The organism is Aminobacter sp. HY435 (assembly GCF_027568395.1).
Classification (GTDB): Bacteria; Pseudomonadota; Alphaproteobacteria; order Rhizobiales; family Rhizobiaceae; genus Aminobacter.
On the sequence record NZ_JANKZL010000010.1, the window covers coordinates 15,069 to 35,869 of the forward strand.

The 20,801-nt window shown below is 63.1% G+C and carries 17 protein-coding genes; 12 read left to right on the top strand and 5 right to left on the bottom strand.

Going from position 1 to position 20,801, the window contains the following annotated elements:
* Positions 1-89: 89 nt before the first annotated feature.
* From PCJ21_RS15525 to PCJ21_RS15545, 5 genes are all read right to left on the bottom strand, one after another.
* The gene (locus PCJ21_RS15525) at positions 90-734 is read right to left on the bottom strand and encodes a TetR/AcrR family transcriptional regulator (RefSeq protein ID WP_269932326.1); all 645 of its coding nucleotides are present in this window, start codon (positions 732-734) and stop codon (positions 90-92) included.
* A 124-nt stretch (positions 735-858) separates the two neighbouring features.
* Complete coding sequence (locus tag PCJ21_RS15530; protein WP_269932327.1) at positions 859-1,344, bottom strand: MaoC family dehydratase; 486 nt, start codon at positions 1,342-1,344, stop codon at positions 859-861.
* Between the two features lie 119 nt (positions 1,345-1,463).
* Positions 1,464-4,592, bottom strand: coding sequence for an efflux RND transporter permease subunit (locus PCJ21_RS15535; protein WP_269932328.1), 3,129 nt, complete (start codon positions 4,590-4,592; stop codon positions 1,464-1,466).
* 14 nt (positions 4,593-4,606) lie between these two features.
* Positions 4,607-5,770, bottom strand: a complete 1,164-nt coding sequence (locus tag PCJ21_RS15540) for an efflux RND transporter periplasmic adaptor subunit (protein ID WP_269932329.1) — start codon at positions 5,768-5,770, stop codon at positions 4,607-4,609.
* A 210-nt stretch (positions 5,771-5,980) separates the two neighbouring features.
* Positions 5,981-6,808: a MurR/RpiR family transcriptional regulator gene (locus PCJ21_RS15545; RefSeq protein ID WP_269932330.1), complete on the bottom strand. Its 828-nt coding sequence runs from the start codon at positions 6,806-6,808 to the stop codon at positions 5,981-5,983.
* A gap of 171 nt (positions 6,809-6,979) precedes the next feature.
* On the opposite strand from PCJ21_RS15545, the gene PCJ21_RS15550 reads away from it, so the two are divergent.
* From PCJ21_RS15550 to PCJ21_RS15605, 12 genes are all read left to right on the top strand, one after another.
* Positions 6,980-7,801: an N-formylglutamate amidohydrolase gene (locus tag PCJ21_RS15550; protein ID WP_442866024.1), complete on the top strand. Its 822-nt coding sequence runs from the start codon at positions 6,980-6,982 to the stop codon at positions 7,799-7,801.
* An 18-nt stretch (positions 7,802-7,819) separates the two neighbouring features.
* The gene (locus PCJ21_RS15555; protein WP_269932331.1) at positions 7,820-9,376 is read left to right on the top strand and encodes an amino acid permease; all 1,557 of its coding nucleotides are present in this window, start codon (positions 7,820-7,822) and stop codon (positions 9,374-9,376) included.
* Between the two features lie 108 nt (positions 9,377-9,484).
* Positions 9,485-10,855: a glutamine synthetase family protein gene (locus PCJ21_RS15560; protein ID WP_269932332.1), complete on the top strand. Its 1,371-nt coding sequence runs from the start codon at positions 9,485-9,487 to the stop codon at positions 10,853-10,855.
* A gap of 174 nt (positions 10,856-11,029) precedes the next feature.
* Positions 11,030-12,418 carry an aldehyde dehydrogenase family protein gene (locus PCJ21_RS15565; protein ID WP_269932333.1) on the top strand — a complete coding sequence of 463 codons (1,389 nt, stop codon included), beginning with the start codon at positions 11,030-11,032 and terminating at the stop codon, positions 12,416-12,418.
* A 20-nt stretch (positions 12,419-12,438) separates the two neighbouring features.
* The gene (locus tag PCJ21_RS15570; RefSeq protein ID WP_269932334.1) at positions 12,439-12,924 is read left to right on the top strand and encodes a DUF2569 family protein; all 486 of its coding nucleotides are present in this window, start codon (positions 12,439-12,441) and stop codon (positions 12,922-12,924) included.
* Positions 12,925-12,952: 28 nt separating this feature from the next.
* Positions 12,953-14,125 (top strand): iron-containing alcohol dehydrogenase, encoded by a 1,173-nt coding sequence (locus tag PCJ21_RS15575; protein WP_269932335.1) that lies wholly within the window; start codon positions 12,953-12,955, stop codon positions 14,123-14,125.
* Between the two features lie 239 nt (positions 14,126-14,364).
* Positions 14,365-15,471, top strand: a complete 1,107-nt coding sequence (locus PCJ21_RS15580; protein WP_269932336.1) for an ABC transporter substrate-binding protein — start codon at positions 14,365-14,367, stop codon at positions 15,469-15,471.
* A 63-nt stretch (positions 15,472-15,534) separates the two neighbouring features.
* A complete protein-coding gene (locus PCJ21_RS15585) occupies positions 15,535-16,452 on the top strand; it encodes an ABC transporter permease (RefSeq protein WP_442866025.1) in 918 nt (305 codons plus the stop codon).
* Positions 16,449-17,240, top strand: coding sequence for an ABC transporter permease (locus tag PCJ21_RS15590; protein WP_269932337.1), 792 nt, complete (start codon positions 16,449-16,451; stop codon positions 17,238-17,240). The genes PCJ21_RS15585 and PCJ21_RS15590 overlap by 4 nt, the downstream gene beginning before the upstream one ends.
* A gap of 16 nt (positions 17,241-17,256) precedes the next feature.
* Entirely contained in the window at positions 17,257-18,321 is a 1,065-nt protein-coding gene (locus PCJ21_RS15595) for an ABC transporter ATP-binding protein (RefSeq protein ID WP_269932338.1), read from the top strand.
* 201 nt (positions 18,322-18,522) lie between these two features.
* The gene (locus PCJ21_RS15600) at positions 18,523-19,434 is read left to right on the top strand and encodes a LysR substrate-binding domain-containing protein (protein ID WP_269932339.1); all 912 of its coding nucleotides are present in this window, start codon (positions 18,523-18,525) and stop codon (positions 19,432-19,434) included.
* 134 nt (positions 19,435-19,568) lie between these two features.
* Complete coding sequence (locus PCJ21_RS15605) at positions 19,569-20,723, top strand: ABC transporter substrate-binding protein (RefSeq protein WP_269932340.1); 1,155 nt, start codon at positions 19,569-19,571, stop codon at positions 20,721-20,723.
* Positions 20,724-20,801 lie beyond the last annotated feature (78 nt).

A 20,801-nucleotide genomic window follows, 5' to 3' on the forward strand; every position in this document is an offset into this window, starting at 1 on the left:
CATGCGCTCTGCAAGATGATTTCGTACGCGTACGGAGTTTTCGTTTTTGTCAGGCACTGAGAGGCACTAAAGATGCCCGTGGGCAGTTGCTAGCAGCTGCCGGGTTGGTCGGTGAGCGGGGCGGTCTCGCCGTTGGCCAGTCCGGCCAGGGCAAGGTCGCCGACCCGCATCACATAGGCTTTCGGATCGCCGAACGGATAGAACGGGAAGGTGATGAGCAGCGAGATTGCGCCGTGCGCAACGGTCCAGAGCGCCGTCGCGATGGCGCGCGCGTCGCCCTTCAACCTGCCTGCCGCGATGCAGGCTTCCACACGTTCGACGATGATCCGGAACGCCGGGTTCTCGCGTTCCATCTGTGCAAAGGTTTCTTTTGCCGGGTGCTTCGGTTTTTCGGTCATGAACACCGTCCGGTATTCATTCGGGTTGCCGAGGCCGAATTCGGCATATTCCGACAGCGCCGCCCGGACCGCGTCGAGGGGATCGGCGGGCTGGTTCTGCCGCATGCGCCTGGCCAGATCGACAAAGGCGTCCTCGGCGAGCGCCATCAGGATCTCGTGCTTGTCGGCGAAGTAGGAGTAAACCGACATCGGCGCGTAGCCGACCCTGGTGGCGAGCTTGCGGATGGTCAGCCCGTCATAGCCTTCCTCGCGCACCAGCGCATGGGCTGCTGCCACCAGTTCGGCCCGGAGTTCGGCCTTCTGGAGTTCACGTCGGCTTGCAGCGCTGCTCGGCAATTTTTCCGCCTGCTTGACTTTCTCTCACTCGAAGCCGGCGACTTTATACGCGGCCCCAAGATGCGGCAAGGCGAGCGTCCTAGTCCATCAGGGCTAGGCCGCGGGATGGCTGTCGCCGAGTTGTTCAGGCAGTTTCGCGCTTGGGCTCTACGAAGGTCATCGTCAGCCAGCGTGCCGTCAGGGCCGGCTTCTTGGAGTTCTCGATCTCGATCGTCACCTCGTGCGTCGCCTGAATCCAGCCCGACGGGCGGATCTTGAGGCTGGACAGCACAAAGCGGGTGCGGATGCGCGAGCCGGTCTTCACCGGAGCCACGAATTTGAGCTCCTCGAAGCCTTGGTTGATGCCCATGCTGCCGCCGTCGACCGACGGCAAGGTGTCGAAGGTCATCGCCGACAGCAGCGACAGGGTGAGGAAACCGTGCGCGATGGTGCCGCCGAAAGGCGTTTCGGCAGCGGCGCGTTTGGGATCGCAATGGATGAACTGATGATCGTCGGTGGCGTCCGCAAACTGGTCGATCATCGTCTGCGTGACTGTACGCCACGGCGAAACGCCGATCTCCTTGCCGATGCTGGCCTGAAGTTCGTCGAGCGTGATCGAATTCACGGCCATGCTTGCCCGTCCTGAATTAGAAAAATTGCCAATCGGGACGACTGATACAGAAACCCGTTGCCGATGTCATCGTTTGCGGCGGCAAAACCGGCGCAGATCGACCACTAATAGACCGGAAGCTACTCGGCAGGTTCCACGCCAGCATAGGCGGCTTCTTCGAGCTCGCGCTTCAGGCGGCTTTCTTCCGCGATCTTGGGCGTGATGAAGCGACCGAGCAGCAGGTAGGCGACGGGCGTCAGGAACAGCGTCGAGACCGTCGCGAGGCCCAGGCCGCCGACGATCACCCAACCGAGAGCGATGCGCGCTTCGGCGCCGGCGCCCTGCGCCAGAACCAGGGGCACGCCGCCCAGCACCGTACAGATCATCGTCATCATCACGGGCCGAAGGCGGATCGTCGCCGCATCCTCGATCGCCTGGCGCACGCCGAGGCCGCGGTCACGCAACTGGTTGGCGAATTCGACGACCAGGATGCCGTTCTTGGCCATCACGCCGACCAGCAGCACCAGGCCGATCTGGCTGTAGGCGTTGAGCGAGGTGCCGGTCAGGATCAGCGCGAAGACGGCGCAGGCGAGGCCCAGCGGCACGGTCGCCATGATGATGATGGCGCTGACGAAGCTTTCGAACTGCGCGGCAAGGACAAGCAGGATGATGACGATGGCGAAGCCGAAGATGGTCAGCATGCTGCTGCCGGTTTCGTTGAGCGTCGCAGCTTCCGCCAGCGGCAACAGGCGGCTGCCGGCCGGCAGCACAGGGGCTGCGATCTCCTCGACCCTGGTCAGGGCGTCGCCCAGCGCGAAGTCGTCGGCAAGGTTTGCGGTGATCGCCACCGAGCGCTGCTGCTGCTCGCGCGACAGCGACGGCGGCACGGCGCGTTCGCTGAGCGATGCGATCGTCGAAACCGGCACGAAGCGGCCGTCGCCGGTGCGGATGAAGACGTTTTCGAGATCGGTGGAATCGTTGATCGGACTGGTGGTCGAGACGAGCTTCACGTCGTAGCTGCGGTCCTCGATGAAGACGCTGGCGATCTTGCGGCCGTCGAGCATCGCCTGCAGCGCCGGCGACAGGCCGGTGATGTCGATGCCGAGATCGGAGGCGCGGTCGCGGTCGACGGTCACGAAAAGCTGCGGCTGGTTGGCGTCGGTGCTGAGGCGCGGCTGCCGGAAGCGCGGGTCCTTCTCCATCTCGGCCAGCACCTTGGCGGCGGCGACGCCGAGATCGGCATAGCTGTTGCCCACGAGCGCGAACTGCAGGCCGTTGCCGGCGCCGCGAATGCCCAGGCTATTGGCCTGGCCGACGGTGGTGCGGACGCCGGGCACCTGGCTGGTGCGAGAGGTGATGTCGGCGGCGATCTGCTGCTGGGTGCGTGTGCGTTCGCTCCACGGCGCCAGCGACAGAACCATGAAGCCGCTGTTGTTGTTGTTGCCGATGCCGGCGCTGACGAAGGTGCTCTCGATTTCTCCCGACTTGCGCAGCGGTTCGATCAAGCCCTCGATCAGGCGTAACTGAGAGGCGGTGTAGTCGAGACTGACACCTTGCGGCGCCGAGACACGCAGCATCACCATCGCGCGGTCTTCGGTCGGCGTCAGTTCCTGGCGCACCGAACCGAAGGCGACATAAGCAGCGCCGGCAAACAGCACCGACACCAGGATCACGATCAGCGGGGCGTTGAGGCAGGCAATCAGGCAGCGCTTGTAGATTGCGGCGAGCCTGGTTCCGAGCTTGCCGAGAATGCCGGAATGCGAGTGCTCGATGGCCTTTTCGGTCAGCATGCGCGAGGCAAGCATCGGGCACAGCGACAAGGCGACGATCGACGACAGGAGCACCGCCATTGCCAGCACGAAACCGAACTCGCGGAACAGGCCGCCGGTTTGGCCGGGCAGGAAGGAAATCGGGATGAAGACCGCAGCAAGAGTGGCTGTCGTCGCGACCACCGCGAAGAATACTTCCTGCGTGCCAAGCACCGCTGCGGCGCGCGGCCCCATGCCCTCGTTGCGGCGGCGCACGATGTTTTCGAGCACGACGATGGCGTCGTCGACGACGAGGCCCGTCGCCAGCACCAGCGCCAGCAGGGTCAGGATGTTGATGGAGAAGCCGGCGAGATAAATGCCGGCGATGGTGCCGATCAGCGCCACAGGCATGGCGAAACCGGGAATCAGCGTGGCGCGCCAATCCTGCAGGAACACGTAGATGACCAGAAGCACGATCGTCACCGACAGGACGAGCGCGATTTCGACTTCGTGGATTGCACCCTGGACGAAGGTGGCGTCGTCGGAAGTCACGCGAATGGTCATGCCCTCGGGCAGCGTGGGCTGGATCTTCTCGACGGCGGCGCGAACGCCCTTGGAGATGTCGAGGGTGCTCGACTGCGCCTGGCGCACGATCCCGATGCCGATGCCGGTCTTGCCGTCGGAGCGCAGCGAGGTCGAGCCGGGGTCGCCGCCCAGCGTCACTTTGGCAACGTCGCCGAGCCGGGTCTTGCCGTTGATGATGATGCTCTCGAAGGCTTCGGGCGTTGTCACCGCCGCGCTGGCCCGGACGATCAGGTCCTGGCTGCCGGCTGTCAGCGAACCTGCCGGCGCGTCGAAGGAGACGCTCGCCAGCGCATTGGAAAGGTCGGCGAGGGTCAGGCCCAGACTGGCGACCCGTGCCTGGTCGATGTCGACGCGGAAGACCTTGGCGCGGTCGCCATAGGTCTGGACGTCGGCGACGCCATCGACTGCGGCCAGCGTATCCACGACCTGATCCTCGACCAGGATGGTCATGTCCTCGACCGGCATCGTGTCCGAGGTGACCGCCAGCCGCATCACCGCGTCGGCATTGGCGTCGGCCTTGACGATGCGCGGCGCATCGGCGTCGTCGGGCAGGGAGTTGGTCACGCGTCCGACGGCATCGCGCATGTCGGATGCGGCGACGTTGAGGTCGACGCCGTCGTTGAATTCGACGGTCACGCGGCTGTTGCCGTAGGACGAGCTCGACGAAATCGACTTGACGCCGGTGACGCGCGCGACGGCGCCCTCGACGACGGCCGTTACCTCGCGGTCGACGATTTCGGCGGCAGCGTCGGAATATCTGGTGGATACCGTGATGACCGGCCGGTCGACGTCAGGCAGTTCGCGCACCTCGACGCCGTACCATGCGGCAAGGCCGGCAACGACGATCAGCGTGTTGATGACCAAGGCGAGTACCGGACGGCGTACGAAGAGTGCCGTGATGCCTTTTTCGGCGTTGTCGTTCTGGACGGTGCTCATCGTCGGGTTCCCGCTCACGAACCGCTGGCGGCCGGCTCGCGGCCGGCAATCAGCAGGTCGGCGCCCTCGCGGACGGTGTGGATGCCTTCGGTGACGACCTCGTCGCCGGGGGTGAGGGCTGCCTGGACGAGAACCGAGTCGGTGTTGCGCTGGATGATGCGGACCGGCACGCGCTTGGCCTTGCCGTTGGCCAGCGCCCAGACGAAGGCGCCGTCGCCGCCCCACTGGATGGCCAGCGGGTCGACCGAGGGAAAGGTGTCGCCGGGGAAGTGCATCTCGACCTGGAATGACATGCCGGCGCGCAGCATGTCGTCTTCATTGTCGAGGCGAGCCTGAACGCGCAGCGTCCGGCTTTGCTCGTCGAGCCTGTTGTCGATGGCGCTGACTTCGCCGTCGAAGGCCTGGCCGGGGCGGGCCACCGAGCTTGCCGAAAGCGGCGCGCCGACCGCAATCATGCCGGTAAAGCGCTCCGGCACCCAGAAATCGACAATAATGCGCGAGCGGTCGTCGATGGTGGCCATGGTGCTCTGGCTGGTCACGTAGTTGCCGGCCTCGACCGGCATGATGCCGACGACGCCTGAAATCGGCGCGGTGATGGTGCGGCGCGCCAGCGCCAGCGCCGCATCGCGGACGGCGAGCCGCGCATTGTCGGCCGCGAGTTCGGCCTCCCGCTGCTGTACTGCGGTGGCCGTGTTCGATGTCCGCAACGCCTTAATGCGTTCAAGCGAGGCTTCTGCATCGCCCTGGGCGATGCGGGCGCGTTCGAGCGCAATCTCCTCGGAGTCGGAGTCGAGCTTGGCGATGACCGCGCCGGTCTCGACCTTGTCGCCCGAATTGACCGCGACTTCGGTCAAGCGCCCGGTCGAGTACGGGTTGACCGCCACCGATGTCAGGGCGCGTCCGGTGCCAATCGCAGCAAGCCGGTCGTTGATGGTGCCTGTGGTGACGGGCTGTGTGACAACAGGGGTCTGGGGCTGGCCAGGGCGGCCATCCTGTCGCCTGGCGCCGTTGCCGTTCGTGGCTTGCGCCTGGTCGGCTGCGGCGCCTGTCGATGCCTGTGCCCAATCGATGCCCCAGCGTGCCAGAACGTCACCCGAGCCGGGCACGAACAGCACCCAGCCGGTCGCTGCGGCGAGTACGATGACAAGTGCCAAGACAATCTGCTTCCAGGCGGTCATCCAAACTCCAGTCCTGCTCAAATTCCCCCGCCCGACCATTGTTTTGGGCGGCTGCACCATCAAAATTGGTGCGCGTCATCAGGCGATGACTTGCCGCGCCCAGGCCAGGCAGCAAGGTTCACTACATTGTAGCGCAATTTCGATGGTCGAGCCTTATGGCAATTCGCTGCCAGCCGCACATTAAATCTGTGTAATCTTCGGGCCGTTGGCTCAGCGAAGATCCTCGATTTCACGGATCCTGCTTGCGCCTTGCGCCTCGAGATTCCTGGTCAGCGCGGCGATGATCGCCTCGGCGGCGACGAACAGCGAGGCCGAGGAGTCCCAGGCCGAGGGAACCGCCGTTCGCCCGGCGATGACGTGGCGGGCGAAGCGGGCGATCGGCGACAGCCACTGGTCGGTGAACAGCACGATGGTGGTGCCGCGCTGGTGGGCTTTTTCGGCGAAGCGGATAAGGCTGTCCTGATAGCGCCTGATGTCGAAGATCAGCAGCGTGTCGCGCTTGCCCATGTCGATCAGCTTGTCGCGCCACAGGCTTTCCTGGCCGACGAGATGGCTGACTTTCGGACGGATCAGGTTGAGGTGGGCTGCCATGTAGCGCGCCAGCGGATCGGTGAAGCGGCCGCCGACGAGATAAACATGCGAGCGCTGGTTGGCCAACTGGTCGACAATGTCGGAGAGCTGGCGGTCGGATATGTGGCGGAACGTCTCGCGGATGTTTTCGAGCACGGCTTCGAGTATCGGCGAGGTCGAGGCGGGCAAGGGGGATCGGGTAGTGACGGTGCGCGAGGCCGGCGACTGAAGCTGCGCGGCGAGCTCGTCCTGCAATGCCGACTGGAATTCGGGATAGTTCTGGAAGCCGAGCCGCGACACGAAACGCAGGATCGTGGGCGAAGAGACTCCGGCCTGCTGGGAAAATTCGGCAACCGTCTTCAGGCCGATCAGCGGATAGGACGCGATCAGCGTTTGCGCGGCGCGGCGCTCGCCCGCCGGCATGGTGTCGATCTTTTCGGTAATCAGCTCGGCAACGCTCGAAACCATTTGGAATCCCTCTTGCGCCCCAGCTTAGCCGCCTTCGGCGCTGGCCCAGCGCCAAGTCGGTGCATGTCGCCAAATGACATTTGACAAACTCTCCTGATGTGTATGAAATCATCCGCAGAGGCGCAATGAACAAGAATACGTAACATACGATACGGCCTCGGGGATGAGTGAATGGGTATGGGCCAGGCTGCGACGCACGCCATGTCGAATGCCGTCCGGGTGACAAACCGGGACGGGCGCAGCCCTTATGTCATCCTTTGCGATCATGCCTCCAACCATCTGCCCGCCGGGTTTGGAACGCTCGGCCTCGAGGCTTCGGACATGCAGCGCCACATCGCCTGGGATCCGGGCGCGCTGCCGGTTGCGCAGCGCCTCGCCGAAGGGCTCGATGCGACGCTGGTCGAATCCTGCGTGTCGCGCCTGGCGATCGACTGCAATCGTCCGCTGGGCGTCCACGACCTGATCCCGGAAATCAGCGAAACCACCGTCATACCCGGAAATGCCGGACTTTCGGCAGCCCAGCGCGAGGCGCGTGTCGCCTTGTCCTGGAAGCCGTTCCACGACGCCATCGACGAAGTCGTCTCGGAGCGGCTCGGCGAAGGACGGCAAACACGACTGGTGTCGATCCATTCGTTCACGCCGGTCTACAAGGGCGTTTCGCGGCCATGGCATATCGGCATCATCCATGACGAGGATGCCCGGCTCGCCGCGCCGATGATTGCGGCGCTGCAGCGGTTGGGCGGTCCGACTGTCGGGGTCAACGAGCCCTATTCACCCGCCGATCGTGTCTATTTCACCTTGGAACACCACGGCAGGTCGCGCGGGCTGCCATGCGCGATGATCGAAATCCGCAACGACGAAATTTCGGCGCAGGCCGGGCAGCGGAAATGGGCGGATCTGCTCACGGGCATCTTTGCCGAACTCGAACCGGTAGCCGGCGAGGCCGCGGCCTTCCCGCCGGGCACCGGCCGCACAGCTCAATCGAAGGCATAACAACAAGGGGACACTCGCATGACATCGCCTGGTTATTCCGAACACGACAAGAGCGAGGACGTAAAAGTCCTCCACAGTATGGGCTACGCCCAGGAACTCGAACGGAGAATGAGCCAGTTCTCCAACTTCGCCGTTTCGTTCTCGATCATCTGCATCCTGTCGGGCGGCATCAACTCGCTGGCCCAGGCAACGTCGGGCGCCGGCGGTGCCGCCATCGGCATCGGCTGGCCGCTGGGCTGTTTCATAAGCCTCGTCTTTGCCGTCGCCATGGCGCAGATCAGCTCGGCCTATCCTACAGCCGGCGGCCTCTATCACTGGGGCTCGATCCTCGGCAACCGCTTCACGGGCTGGCTGACCGCATGGTTCAACCTGCTCGGCCTGGTCACGGTGCTCGGGGCAATCAATGTCGGCACCTACTACTTCTTCATGGGCGCCTTCGGCACGAGCTATCTCGGGCTCGAGGACACCACCACCACCCGCATCATCTTCCTGGCCATCATTACCGGCCTGCAGGCGCTGGTGAACCACATGGGTATCGGCCTGACAGCAAAGCTCACCGACTTCTCCGGCTACCTGATCTTTGCCACCGCAATTGCGCTGGCGGTCGTCTGCCTGGCTGCAGCCGATACCTACGAGATCAGCCGCCTGTTCACCTTCGCCAACTATTCGGGCGAGGCGGGCGGCAATGTCTGGCCAACCAATTCGGCGATGTGGGTGTTCCTGCTCGGCCTGCTGCTGCCGATCTACACCATCACCGGCTATGACGCTTCGGCGCACACGTCGGAAGAGACGCTGAAGGCTGCCCATTCGGTGCCGCGCGCGATGATCGGCTCGGTGCTGTGGTCGGCTCTGTTCGGCTACATCATGCTGTGCTCGTTCGTGCTGATGCTGCCGAGCATGGATGCGGCGGCGGCCCAGGGCTGGAACGTATTCTTCTGGGCGATGACCGAACAGGTCCATCCTGTCGTCAAGGACCTGCTCTACCTTGCCATCTTCGTGGCCCAATGGTTGTGCGGCCTGGCGACCGTGACGTCTGTCTCGCGCATGATCTTTGCGTTTTCGCGTGACGGCGGCCTGCCGGCCTCGAAGGCGCTGGCTAAGGTCAGCCCGACCTACCGCACGCCCGTGGCTGCGATCTGGACCGGCTCGATCCTGGCCGTCCTGTTCGTCTGGGGCTCGTCGCTGGTCTCCATCGGCGACACGCCGGTTTACACCATCGTCGTGGCCTGCACGGTCATCTTCCTGTTCTTCTCCTTCACCATCCCGATCGCTCTCGGCCTGTTTGCCTGGGGCACCTCGAAGTGGGACAAAATGGGTCCGTTCGATCTCGGTGAGGGCACCTTCAAGCTGTTTGCCGTGCTCTCGATCATCGCCATGGTGCTGATCTTCGTGCTCGGCATCCAGCCGCCGAACGACTGGGCGCTGTACATCACCGTCGGCTTCCTGGTCGTCACCGGCATCGTCTGGTTCGGCTTCGAGGCCCGGCGCTTCCAGGGACCGCCGATCGGCGACGACGTGGCCAAGCGTGCCGCCGAGATCGCGGCCGCCGAGCGCGCCGTCGGCGAGCGCCACTGACCTGTGCACAACCAAGGCAGTGGCCGGTCGAGCGCCGGCCACTGCCTCCCAACTCTCAAGCATCAATCCTGAAGACCTGAAGTGGCATTGCCCGGAGCGGAAAACAAAATGGCTGGAACTCTGACATTCGATCAGTTGAAAAAGACGGTGGCCTCGGGCGAGATCGACACGGTCCTCGCTTGCGCCGTCGACATGCAGGGGCGACTGGTCGGAAAGCGGTTTTTGGCCAAGTACTTCGTTGAATCCGCCTATGACGAGACGCATGGCTGCAACTATTTGCTGGCCAACGACATCGATATGGAACCGGTGCCCGGCTACAAGGCGGCGAGCTGGTCGAAGGGCTACGGCGACTTCGTCATGAAGCCGGACCTCGCGACCATCCGCACCGTGCCGTGGCTGGAAAAGACGGCCCTGCTCTTGTGCGACCTGCAGGACCACCACACCCATGAGGACCTGGCGCATTCGCCGCGCGGCATCCTGCGCAAGCAGGTCAAGCGGTTGCAAGAGCGCGGCTACCTGGCCTATTTCGCATCCGAGCTCGAATTCTACCTGTTTTCCGAGACCTACGATTCCGCCCGCGCCAAGCACTGGCAGAACCTCGATACCGCATCGCCCTATATCGGCGACTATCTGATCGGCATCACCACCAAGGAAGAAGGCGTCATGCGCCGGCTGCGCAACGAGATGGAAGCCGCCGGCATTCCGATCGAGAACTCGAAGGGCGAATGGGGGCCGGGCCAGGAAGAGATCAACGTTCGCTACGCCGAAGTGCTGGAGATGGCTGACCGCCATGTCATCCTGAAGAACGGGGCCAAGGAAATCGCTGCCTCCGAAGGCAAGGCGATCAGCTTCATGGCCAAGTACAACTATGGCCTGGCCGGCAATTCCAGCCACATCCACAACTCGCTGTGGAGCGCCGACGGCAAGACGCCGCTGTTTTTCGACAGGGGCGCGGAATGGACGCTGTCGAAGCTTGGCCAGCAATGGTCGGCCGGGCAGCTCAAATACGCCAAGGAATTCACCTGGTTCCTGGCGCCCTACATCAACTCCTACAAGCGTTTCCAGTCGGGCACCTTCGCCCCGACCAAGATCATGTGGAGCGAGGACAACCGCACCGCCGGCTTCCGCCTGTGCGGCGAGGGCACCAAGGGTATCCGCATGGAGTGCCGCATCGGCGGCGCTGACCTCAACCCATATCTCGCCTTCGCCGCGCTGATCGCCGCCGGCCTCGCGGGCATCGATGAAAAGTTGGAACTGCAAAAGCCGTTCTTCGGTGACGCCTATCAGGCCGCCAGCCTGCCCGAGATCCCGAAAACGCTACGCGATGCCACCGAAACGCTGGCCAATTCGACGATGTTGAAGGAAGCTTTCGGCGAGGAAGTCGTCGACCACTACGTCCACACCGCGCGCTGGGAGCAGTTCGAATACGACCGCCGTATCACCGACTGGGAGCTGCACAGAGGCTTCGAGCGGTACTAACCATGGCAGAGAGGCGTTGGAGCTTGCCCCTCATCCACCTGCCGGCACCTTCTCCCCGTGAACGGGGAGAAGAAGGACTGCCGCGACGCTGACGCCCCCCTCGCCCCGTTTACGGGGAGAGGGTAAGGGTGAGGGGCAGCGCGGCGCGCCCACTTTTCAGGAAGGACAAAAAACATGACCGAAACGGTCAAACTCAAATCCCCCGTCGATGGATCGATCTATGTCGAGCGCCCCATTGCCACCGACCAGGCCATCAATGCAGCGGTCGAGCGCGCCCGCGCGGCGCAGGCCGACTGGGCGCGCGTACCGGTGGCCGAGCGGGCCGCCTACATGCTCAAGATGCTCGAGGCCCTGGTCGCCATGAGCGACGAGATCGTGCCGGAACTGGCCTGGCAGATGGGCCGGCCGAGCCGCTATGGCGGCGAGTTCGGCGGTGTCAGGGAACGCACCCAGTACATGGTCGAGATCGCCGAGCGCGCGCTCGCGCCGGTGCCGGCGTCCAACCCCAAGGACGGGTTCCGCCGCTACGTGAAGAAGGACCCGCTCGGCGTGGTCATGGTCATCGCGCCGTGGAACTATCCCTATCTCACCGCGGTCAACACCATCGTTCCGGCGCTGATCGCCGGCTCGAGCGTCATCCTCAAGCATGCCGCGCAGACGCTGCTCGTCGGCGAGCGCTTCGCCAAGGCTTTCGAGGTTGCTGGCCTGCCGAAATACGTCTTCCAGAATCTGGTGCTGAACCACGCTCAGACCGAGAAGCTGCTCGGTTCTGGCAAGATCGACCACGTCAACTTCACCGGTTCGGTCGCCGGCGGCCGCGCCATCGAGAAGGCGGCGGCAGGCACCTTCATGACGCTCGGTCTCGAACTCGGCGGCAAGGATCCGGCCTATGTGCTGCCGGACGCCAAGCTCGACCATGCTGTCGCCAACCTCGTCGAGGGCGCGTTCTTCAATTCGGGCCAGTGCTGCTGCGGCATCGAGCGCGTCTACGTCCATGAGAAAATCTACGACCAGTTCGTCGAGGGCTTCATCGCCGAAACGAAGAGCTATGTGCTCGGCAATCCGCTCGAACAGGCAACGACAATGGGCCCGATGGCCCAGGCGCGCTTCGCCGACTTCATTCGCGAGCAGAAGGCCGAAGCCCTGCGCAAGGGTGCGGTCGCGCACATGAACACCAGGGACGCCCTGGACAAGGAAGGCTCGCCCTATTTGCCGGCCGAGGTGCTGACCAATGTCGACCACCAGATGTCGGTCATGCGCGATGAAAGCTTCGGCCCGATCGTCGGCATCATGAAGGTGCGCAACGACGAGGAAGCCATCGCGCTGATGAACGATAGCCCCTACGGCCTGACCGCCTCGATCTGGACCGCCGACACCGAGCACGCCATTTCGGTCGGCGACCGCGTCGAGACGGGCACCGTGTTCATGAACCGCTGCGACTATCTCGATCCGGCACTCGTCTGGACCGGCGTCAAGGACACCGGCAAGGGCGCGGCCCTGTCGCAGATCGGCTACGACAATTTGACCCGGCCGAAGAGCTATCACCTGCGCGAGAAGATCTAGGGAGCACGGCTGACAACAGGATGACCATCGCCGAGCCCCCTGTAGCCGAAGACGAACCCAAAGGTTTGGGGGGCTGGCTCTTGGTCATCATGGCCATTCTGGCAATTGCCCCGATCAACGGAGTGTTTGCCCTGGCTGAATATGGGCAGGTCTTTCAGAGTTTTCCGAATCTGACTTACCCGCAGATATTTCTCATGTTGCTAGAGGTGGTCTTCCTAGTCGTGCTGGATCTCGTTGCACCAGTCGTCCTCCTCTATCTTATGGTGAAGAAGCTCGATATTTTCCCTGGGGCATTTATGCTCTGGCTGCTGGCTGCAATTGCGTCGCTCTGCGTCGATGCCGCTCTGGGCTATCTCTTCTTTTCCGACTTCATTGAGGCGAATGGGACGCCGTTCTTTAGCAGCGATTTCAAGCGCAGGTTTATGAGGTCCGTTGCTTATGCCGTGGTCTGTATCCCTTACATGTACAACTCGAACCGGGTTCTAAACACCTTCGTTAACAAGTAGCCGGTCTGACGGCATAGAGAGCAGAATAATGACAAAACTCGTTTCCAAGTGGAACTACCCGACCACCGTCCGTTTCGGCGCCGGCCGCATTGCCGAGCTGCCTGAGGTGCTCGCCGTCACCGGCATCAAGCGTCCGCTGTTCGTCACCGATCCGGGCCTGGCGAAACTGCCGGTCGTCGCCAGCACGCTGAAGATCCTCGATGACGCGAAGGTGCCATATGGTGTGTTCTCCGATGTGAAGCCGAATCCGGTGGAATCGAACCTCGTTGCAGGTATCGAGGTGTTCAAGGCGGGCAAGCATGACGGCGTCATCGCTTTCGGCGGCGGCTCGGCGCTCGACCTTGGCAAGCTGATCGCCTTCCAGGCCGGCCAGACACTTCCGGTGTGGGACTTCGAGGACATCGGCGACTGGTGGACCCGTGCAGATTCCGACGCCATCGCGCCGATCATCGCCGTGCCGACCACCGCCGGCACCGGCTCCGAAGTCGGCCGCGCCGGCGTCATCACGCATGAGGCGTCGCACACCAAGAAGGTCATCTTCCACCCCAAGATGCTGCCGGCAATCGTCATCGCCGATCCGGAGCTGACCACCGGCATGCCGGCCTTCATCACCGCCGGCACCGGCATGGATGCACTGGCGCACTGCCTCGAAGCCTATTGCGCGCCGGGCTACCACCCGATGGCCGACGGCATCGCGGTCGAAGGCATCCGGCTGGTGTTCGAGAACCTGCCCAAGGCCTATGCCAACGGCAACGACCTGGTCGCGCGCGCGCACATGATGAGCGCCGCGGCCATGGGCGCCACCGCCTTCCAGAAGGGGCTAGGCGCAATCCACTCGCTGTCGCATCCGATCGGCGCGCTCTACGACACGCATCACGGCATGACCAACGCGGTGTTCATGCCCTATGTGCTCGCCTTCAACCGTGCGGCCATCGAGGAACGCATCGTCCGTCTGGCTGCCTATTGCGGCATCGCCGGCGGCTTCGACGGTTTTGCGGCGGCAATCATCAAGCTGCGCCAGGAGCTGAACGTTCCGCATGCGCTGCCGGGGCTGATCAAGGGCCTTGATATGGACCAGGCGCGCAAAGAACTCGTTGCGGACATGGCAATCGTCGATCCGACAGCCGGCGGCAACCCTGTCGAACTGACCAAGAAGGCGGCGCTCGACTTGCTTGAAAACGCCATGCAAGGGGCGGTCTGAGACAAGTGCGGTGAAGCAAACTGCCATCCTATCAACATCAAAAAATGGGGAGGAGTAGGGCTGGGGAACTCCTAATTAATTAGCCGGAAAACAACGGCAACGATTGCGACAACCGATTAAAAGTAGTTAACTTTTTTCCACTGCGGGTGGCGGCTTCATCGAACCTTCATGCGACTGTCACATGAAGCCGATACCGCATCGCAGGCGTCTTGTGGCGTCAGTTCAACAGAGAGGACAACATGTTCAAGTTTGCAGGGAAAGTGCTTTCCCTAAGCGCGGCGGCGCTGATGGTGACGACGGCTATCGCCTCGGCTCAGGATTTGGCCGCGCTTGAGGCCGCCGCGAAGGCGGAAGGCCAGCTGACCACCATCGCTCTGCCGCATGACTGGTGCGGTTACGGCGCCGTGATCGAGGGCTTCAAGAAGAAGTATCCGGAAATCACCGTCAACGAACTGAACCCCGACGCCGGTTCCAGCGACGAAGTCGAGGCGATCAAGGCCAACAAGGACAACAAGGGCCCGCAGGCTCCTGACGTCATCGACGTCGGCCTGTCCTATGGCCCGCAGGCAAAGGCCGACGGCCTGATTCAGCCCTACAAGGTGTCGACCTGGGATTCGATCCCCGACACCGCAAAGGACGCTGACGGCTTCTGGTACGGCGATTATTACGGCGTGCTGTCGTTCGAAGTGAACAAGGACCTCGTCAAGAACGTGCCGGCCGATTGGGCCGACCTGCTCAAGGACGAGTACAAGAACTCGGTTGCGCTCGCCGGCGATCCGCGCGCGTCCAACCAGGCAATCCAGGGCGTCTACGCTGCCGGTCTCGGCGCGGGTGCCACCGACGCGGCTTCGGCTGCCGAAAAGGGCCTCGCCTTCTTCAAGGAGCTGAACGCCAAGGGCAACTTCGTGCCGGTCATCGGCAAGGCAGCGACGCTTGCTCAGGGCCAGACGCCGATCCTGATCACCTGGGACTACAATGCCCTTTCGGGCCGCGATACGCTCAACGGCAACCCGCCGGTTGAAGTCGTCGTTCCGGCATCGGGCGTTGTCGCCGGCGTCTACGTTCAGGCGATCAGCGCTTATGCGCCGCATCCGAACGCAGCCAAGCTGTGGATGGAATACCTCTATTCCGACGAAGGTCAGCTCGGCTGGCTGAAGGGCTATTGCCACCCGATCCGCTTCAACGATCTCGCCAAGAACGGCAAGATCCCGCAGGAAATGCTCGACAAGCTGCCGCCGGCGGCCGCCTATGAAAAGGCCGTGTTCCCGACGCTGGAAGATCAGGCAACCTCCAAGGAAGCCATCACCAAGCAGTGGGACTCGGTGGTCGGCGCCAACGTCCAGTAATTCTGTTTCGGCTAGCGCGGGCGGCCCTGAGGCCGCCCGCATTTTCTCAAGCAACGGGGCCATATGACCCAAGCCAGCATTTCCGACCCGGCAGTCGCCGCGCATTCCGCTCCACCGGATGCGAACCGCGGTTTCCGATTGCCTACTCATTGGCTCGGCGTTGCGCCGTTCTTCATTTTCGCGCTGATGTTCCTGATCCTGCCGACGCTCTATCTCGTCGTCGGCGCCTTCCAGAACAATGAAGGCCAGTTCACGCTGGACAACATCACGCAGCTTTTCCGTGACGCGTCGATCCGCGACGCATACCGCGCATCGATCAAGATCAGTTTCTGGTCGGCGATCCTCGGCGCTCTTGCAGGCCTTGCCATCGCCATCGCAATCGTGCGCGGCGGGCTGCCAGGCTGGGTCCGTTCGGCAACGATGACCTTTTCGGGCGTTGCCTCCAATTTTGCCGGCGTCCCGCTGGCCTTCGCCTATCTGGCGACGCTCGGCCGGCTCGGGCTCGTCACCGTTCTCCTGCGTGACGTCTTTGACATCAACATCTACGCGATGGGGTTCAATTTCCTGACCACCTGGGGGCTGGTCGCGGTCTATCTGTTCTTCCAGATTCCGCTGATGGTCGTCATCATCACGCCGGCTATCGATGGACTGAAGCGTGAGTGGGGCGAGGCCGCCGCCACGCTCGGCGCCACCCAGGTGCAATACTGGCGCATGGTGGTGATCCCGGTGCTGTGGCCGAGCTTTCTCGGCACTGTCATCTTGTTGTTTGCCAATTCCTTCGGAGCCATCGCAACAGCCTATGCATTTGCCGGCCCATCGCTCAACATCGTGCCGATCAAGCTCTATGCGCAGATCCGCGGCGACGTGCTGCACAATCCGCATCTCGGCTACGCGCTGGCCTTCGGCATGATCTTCATCACCGGTCTCGCCAACATCTTCTACATCTGGTTTCGGACCCGCAGCGAGAGGTGGCTCAAATGAAGGGTTCCCGGTTCTGGGCCTGGCTCATTTTCGCAGTCGGCACGGCCTATTTCTTCATTCCGCTGATCGCGACGTTCGAATTCTCCCTGCGCATGCGGCGCGGCGAATATTCCTTCGACGCCTATCGCGTGGTGTTTGGCGATCCGCGTTTCCAGGAGACATTTGCCTATTCGGTGACGGTGGCGATCTTCACCATCATCCTTGGCGTCGCCCTGGTCGTGCCCACCGCCTACTGGATCAGGCTGCGCATGCCGCATCTGCGCCCGATCGTCGAGTTCGCAACGCTCCTGCCGCTGATCATCCCGGCGATCGTCATCGTGTTCGGCTACATCCGCATGTATGGCTCGAGTTCGCCGTTGCCGTTCCTCGCCACGGCGCGCGGCACCGACGCGCTGCTGGTCATCGGCTATGCGACGCTGGCGCTGCCCTACATGTACCGCGCCGTCGACACGGGCTTGCGGACGATCGACGTGCGAACGCTGACCGAAGCTGCCCAGATATTGGGTGCCGGCTGGATCACCATCATCGCGCGGATCATCCTGCCCAACGTGCTGATTGCCGTGCTGTCCGGGGCCTTCCTGACCTTCGCCATCGTCATCGGCGAATTCACCATGGCCAGCCTGCTCAACCGCCCGGCTTTTGGGCCCTACCTGCAGAACATTGGCGCCAACCGCGCCTATGAGCCGGCAGCGCTGGCGATCATCGCCTTTGCCATCACCTGGGGCTGCATGTCGGTGATCCAGATCCTCGCCCGTTTCGCGCCGAAGTCGGCAAACCGTCCGAACTGAAAAGAGCACAAAGCCAATGGCCGATCCCTTCCTTTCCATCCAGAACGTCAAGAAGTCTTTCGGCAATGTCTCTGTCGTCAAGGACTTCAATCTCGACGTCGGTGCTGGCGAATTCGTCTCCTTTCTCGGACCATCCGGCTGCGGCAAGACGACGATGCTGCGCATCGTTGCCGGCTTCGAGGAGCCTTCGGCGGGCAAGGTCCTGATCGGCGGCAAGGATGTCACCGGCCTCAAGCCGAACCAGCGCAACATCGGCATGGTGTTCCAGGCCTACGCGCTGTTTCCCAACTTGACGGTTGCGCAGAACATTGGCTTCGGCCTCAAGGTCGCCGGCATGCCCAAGGCGGAGGCGCAGCAGCGCATCGACGAGATGCTGAACATCATCAAGCTGCCCGAGTTCGGCGACCGCTATCCCTACCAGCTCTCCGGCGGCCAGCAGCAGCGCATCGCCTTGGCGCGCGCTCTTGCGCCCAAGCCTAAATTGTTGCTGCTCGACGAACCGCTGTCGGCGCTCGATGCCAAGGTGCGCATCTCGCTGCGCGAGGAAATCCGCTCGATCCAGAAGAAGCTCGGCATCACCACCATCTTCGTCACCCACGACCAGGAAGAGGCGCTGTCGATGTCCGACCGCATCGTGGTGATGAACGAGGGCCGGGCCGACCAGACCGGCACGCCGTTCGAGATCTACAACCGTCCGTCGACCAAGTTTGTCGCCAATTTCGTCGGCACGCTCAACGTGCTCGAAGGCACGATCAGCGACGCCGCGTCCGGCACGGTCAAGATCAATGCCGAGGAGATCGGCCTCAAGGGCAAACTCAACGGCTCCAAGTCGGGCGACACCCTGTCGCTCGCGCTGCGCCCCGAGGCGATTTCACTCGGTCGCAAGGCCGGCAACGACTCCAACCTGACCGGCCAGATCGCCGACGTGCATTTCCTCGGCTCGGTCATCCGCGTCCGCGTCGGCGTCGGCCAGAACGTCGTGTCGCTCGACACCTTCAACAGCCCGAGCAGCCCGCCGCCGGTCGTCGGTCAGAAGACCGAAATCAGCTTCTCCTCCGGCGACGTGCTGGTGCTGCATTAGGGGGAGGGCGCCCGGCGCGCTCCGATCATTGGCTTTCCAACGAGGCGGGATTTTCCCGGCTCGTTGCGTTTCGGGGCTGCATTGCACGAACTGATGAAAAGATGGTTCTGCCGCTCAGCCGACGCTTCGGCCATCCTCTCCCCGCAAATGGGGCGAGGGTGAGGGCTTCCCAAACACTGCGCCGCCCTGTTTAGTCCTGATATGGCCTTCACGCTTCGACAGCTCCAGTTTTTCGTCGCAGTTGCCGAGCAGGGAACCATCTCCCGGGCCGCGCAGAACCTGTCGATCTCGCAATCGTCGGTCACCGAGGCGATCAAGGAGCTCGAAGGCGATCTCGGCGTCGAGCTGTTCGAGCGCCATCCGCGCGGCCTCAACATCACCCACAAGGGCCACCAGTTCCTGCGCCACGCGACCAAGATCCTGGCTGACGTGTCGGATGCGCGGCGGACCTTCTTCTCCGGCCAGGCAACGACGACGGGCCAACTCAAGCTTGGCGTCACCTCGCTGGTTGCAGGCTATGTGCTGTCCGATCTTCTGGCGCGATATCGTCGCGCCCATCCTGCCGTCGAGATATCGGCCATCGAGGACAATGGCGACTATCTCGAACACCTGCTGGTCGGCGGCAAGCTCGACCTTGCCGTGATGGTGACGTCCAACCTGCGTGATCGCATGGCGCTGCAATCGGAAATTCTCGAGGTATCGGCCTACCGGCTGTGGCTCCCGCTTGGCCACCCGCTGGCATCCGCCGAAATTATCGGCGTCGGCGACATCGCCTCCGAACCGCTGATCATGCTGACGGTCGACGAAATCGAAGAGAATACAGGCAAGCTGTTGTCGGCCATCGGCGCCAAGCCGCATGTCGCATTCAGGACCCGCTCCGTGGAGGCTGTGCGTTCGCTGGTGGCGACCGGCGCCGGCGTCGCCCTGCTGCCCGACCTTGTCTACCGGCCGTGGTCGCTGGAAGGCGACCGCATCGAATCCCGCGACGTCTCCGGTTCGCTGCCGGTGGTGCAAGTCGGCATGGTCTGGCGACGCGGCTCGTCCTTGCCTGCTGCCGCGCGCGACTTCATCGGCATCGCCCAGGCCCAGCGCACCGTCCGCCAGAAGCTCTGAGCATCCTAGATATCGGAAAAACCGATATCAGCCTTCTTTCGAATGAATTTGCGAAACCGGCGCTTTCGCAGCACCTTTCGTTTCAGGGCAACACCGCCGATGGGAGAGCGGTTCCTGCACAAGGGAGGATCGAGATGAAGGCATTTCTGAAATCCTGCACGGCAATCGCCTTGGCTTGCAGCTTTTCCGGCCAGGCGGTGGCGCAGGTCAAGGAAATCGGCAAGGCCGAGGGGCAGGTCAACATCATCGCCTGGCCAGGCTACATCGAGCGCGGCGAGACCGACAAAAATTACGACTGGGTCAGCGATTTCGAGAAGGCGTCGGGCTGCAAGGTCAACGTCAAGACCGCGGCCACCTCTGACGAAATGGTGGCGCTGATGAACGAGGGCGGCTTCGACCTCGTAACCGCCTCTGGCGACGCCTCGCTGCGCCTTGTCGCCGGCAAGCGCGTCCAGCCGATCAATACCGACCTCGTCAAGAGCTGGTCGACGGTCGATGACCGCCTCAAGGATGCGCCGTGGTTCACCGTCGACGGCCAGCATTATGGCGTGCCCTATCAGTGGGGCCCCAATGTCCTGATGTACAACACCAGCGTCTTCAAGGAAGCGCCCAAGAGCTGGAACGTGGTGTTCGAGCCGATGGACCTGCCCGACGGCAAGCCCAACAAGGGCCGCGTCCAGGCCTATGACGGCGCGATCCACATCGCGGATGCCGCCAACTACCTGATGGCGCACAAGCCGGAACTCGGCATCAAGGACCCCTACGAACTGAACGAGGATCAGTACAAGGCAGCCCTCGACCTTCTGCGCCAGCAGCGCACGCTGGTCGGCCGCTATTGGCACGACGCCATGATCCAGATCGACGACTTCAAGAACGAAGGCGTGGTGGCCTCCGGCTCGTGGCCGTTCCAGGTCAACCTGCTCGGCTCCGAGAAGCAGCCGGTCGCCTCGACGATCCCGGAAGAGGGTGCGACGGGCTGGGCGGATACCACGATGATGCATGTCGACGCCGCCAATCCGAACTGCGCCTACATGTGGCTCGAACACTCGCTGAACCCCAAGTTGCAGGGCGATCTCGCGGCCTGGTTCGGTTCCAATCCGTCAGTTCCGGCAGCCTGCAAGGGCAATGCCCTGCTGACCGATGCGGGCTGCAAGGCCAACGGCTTCGAGGACTTCGCCAGGATCAAGTTCTGGAAGACGCCGGTGTCCAAATGCGCCAGCCAGAACGACCAGTGCGTGCCCTACTACCGCTGGGTGTCGGACTATATCGGCGTGATCGGCGGACGCTGAATTCGTCAACGATGCCCCTCCCAGGGCCGCGACGCGGCCGCCCCTCTCCCCGCGGGGAGAGGGGCGGAGGGCATCAAC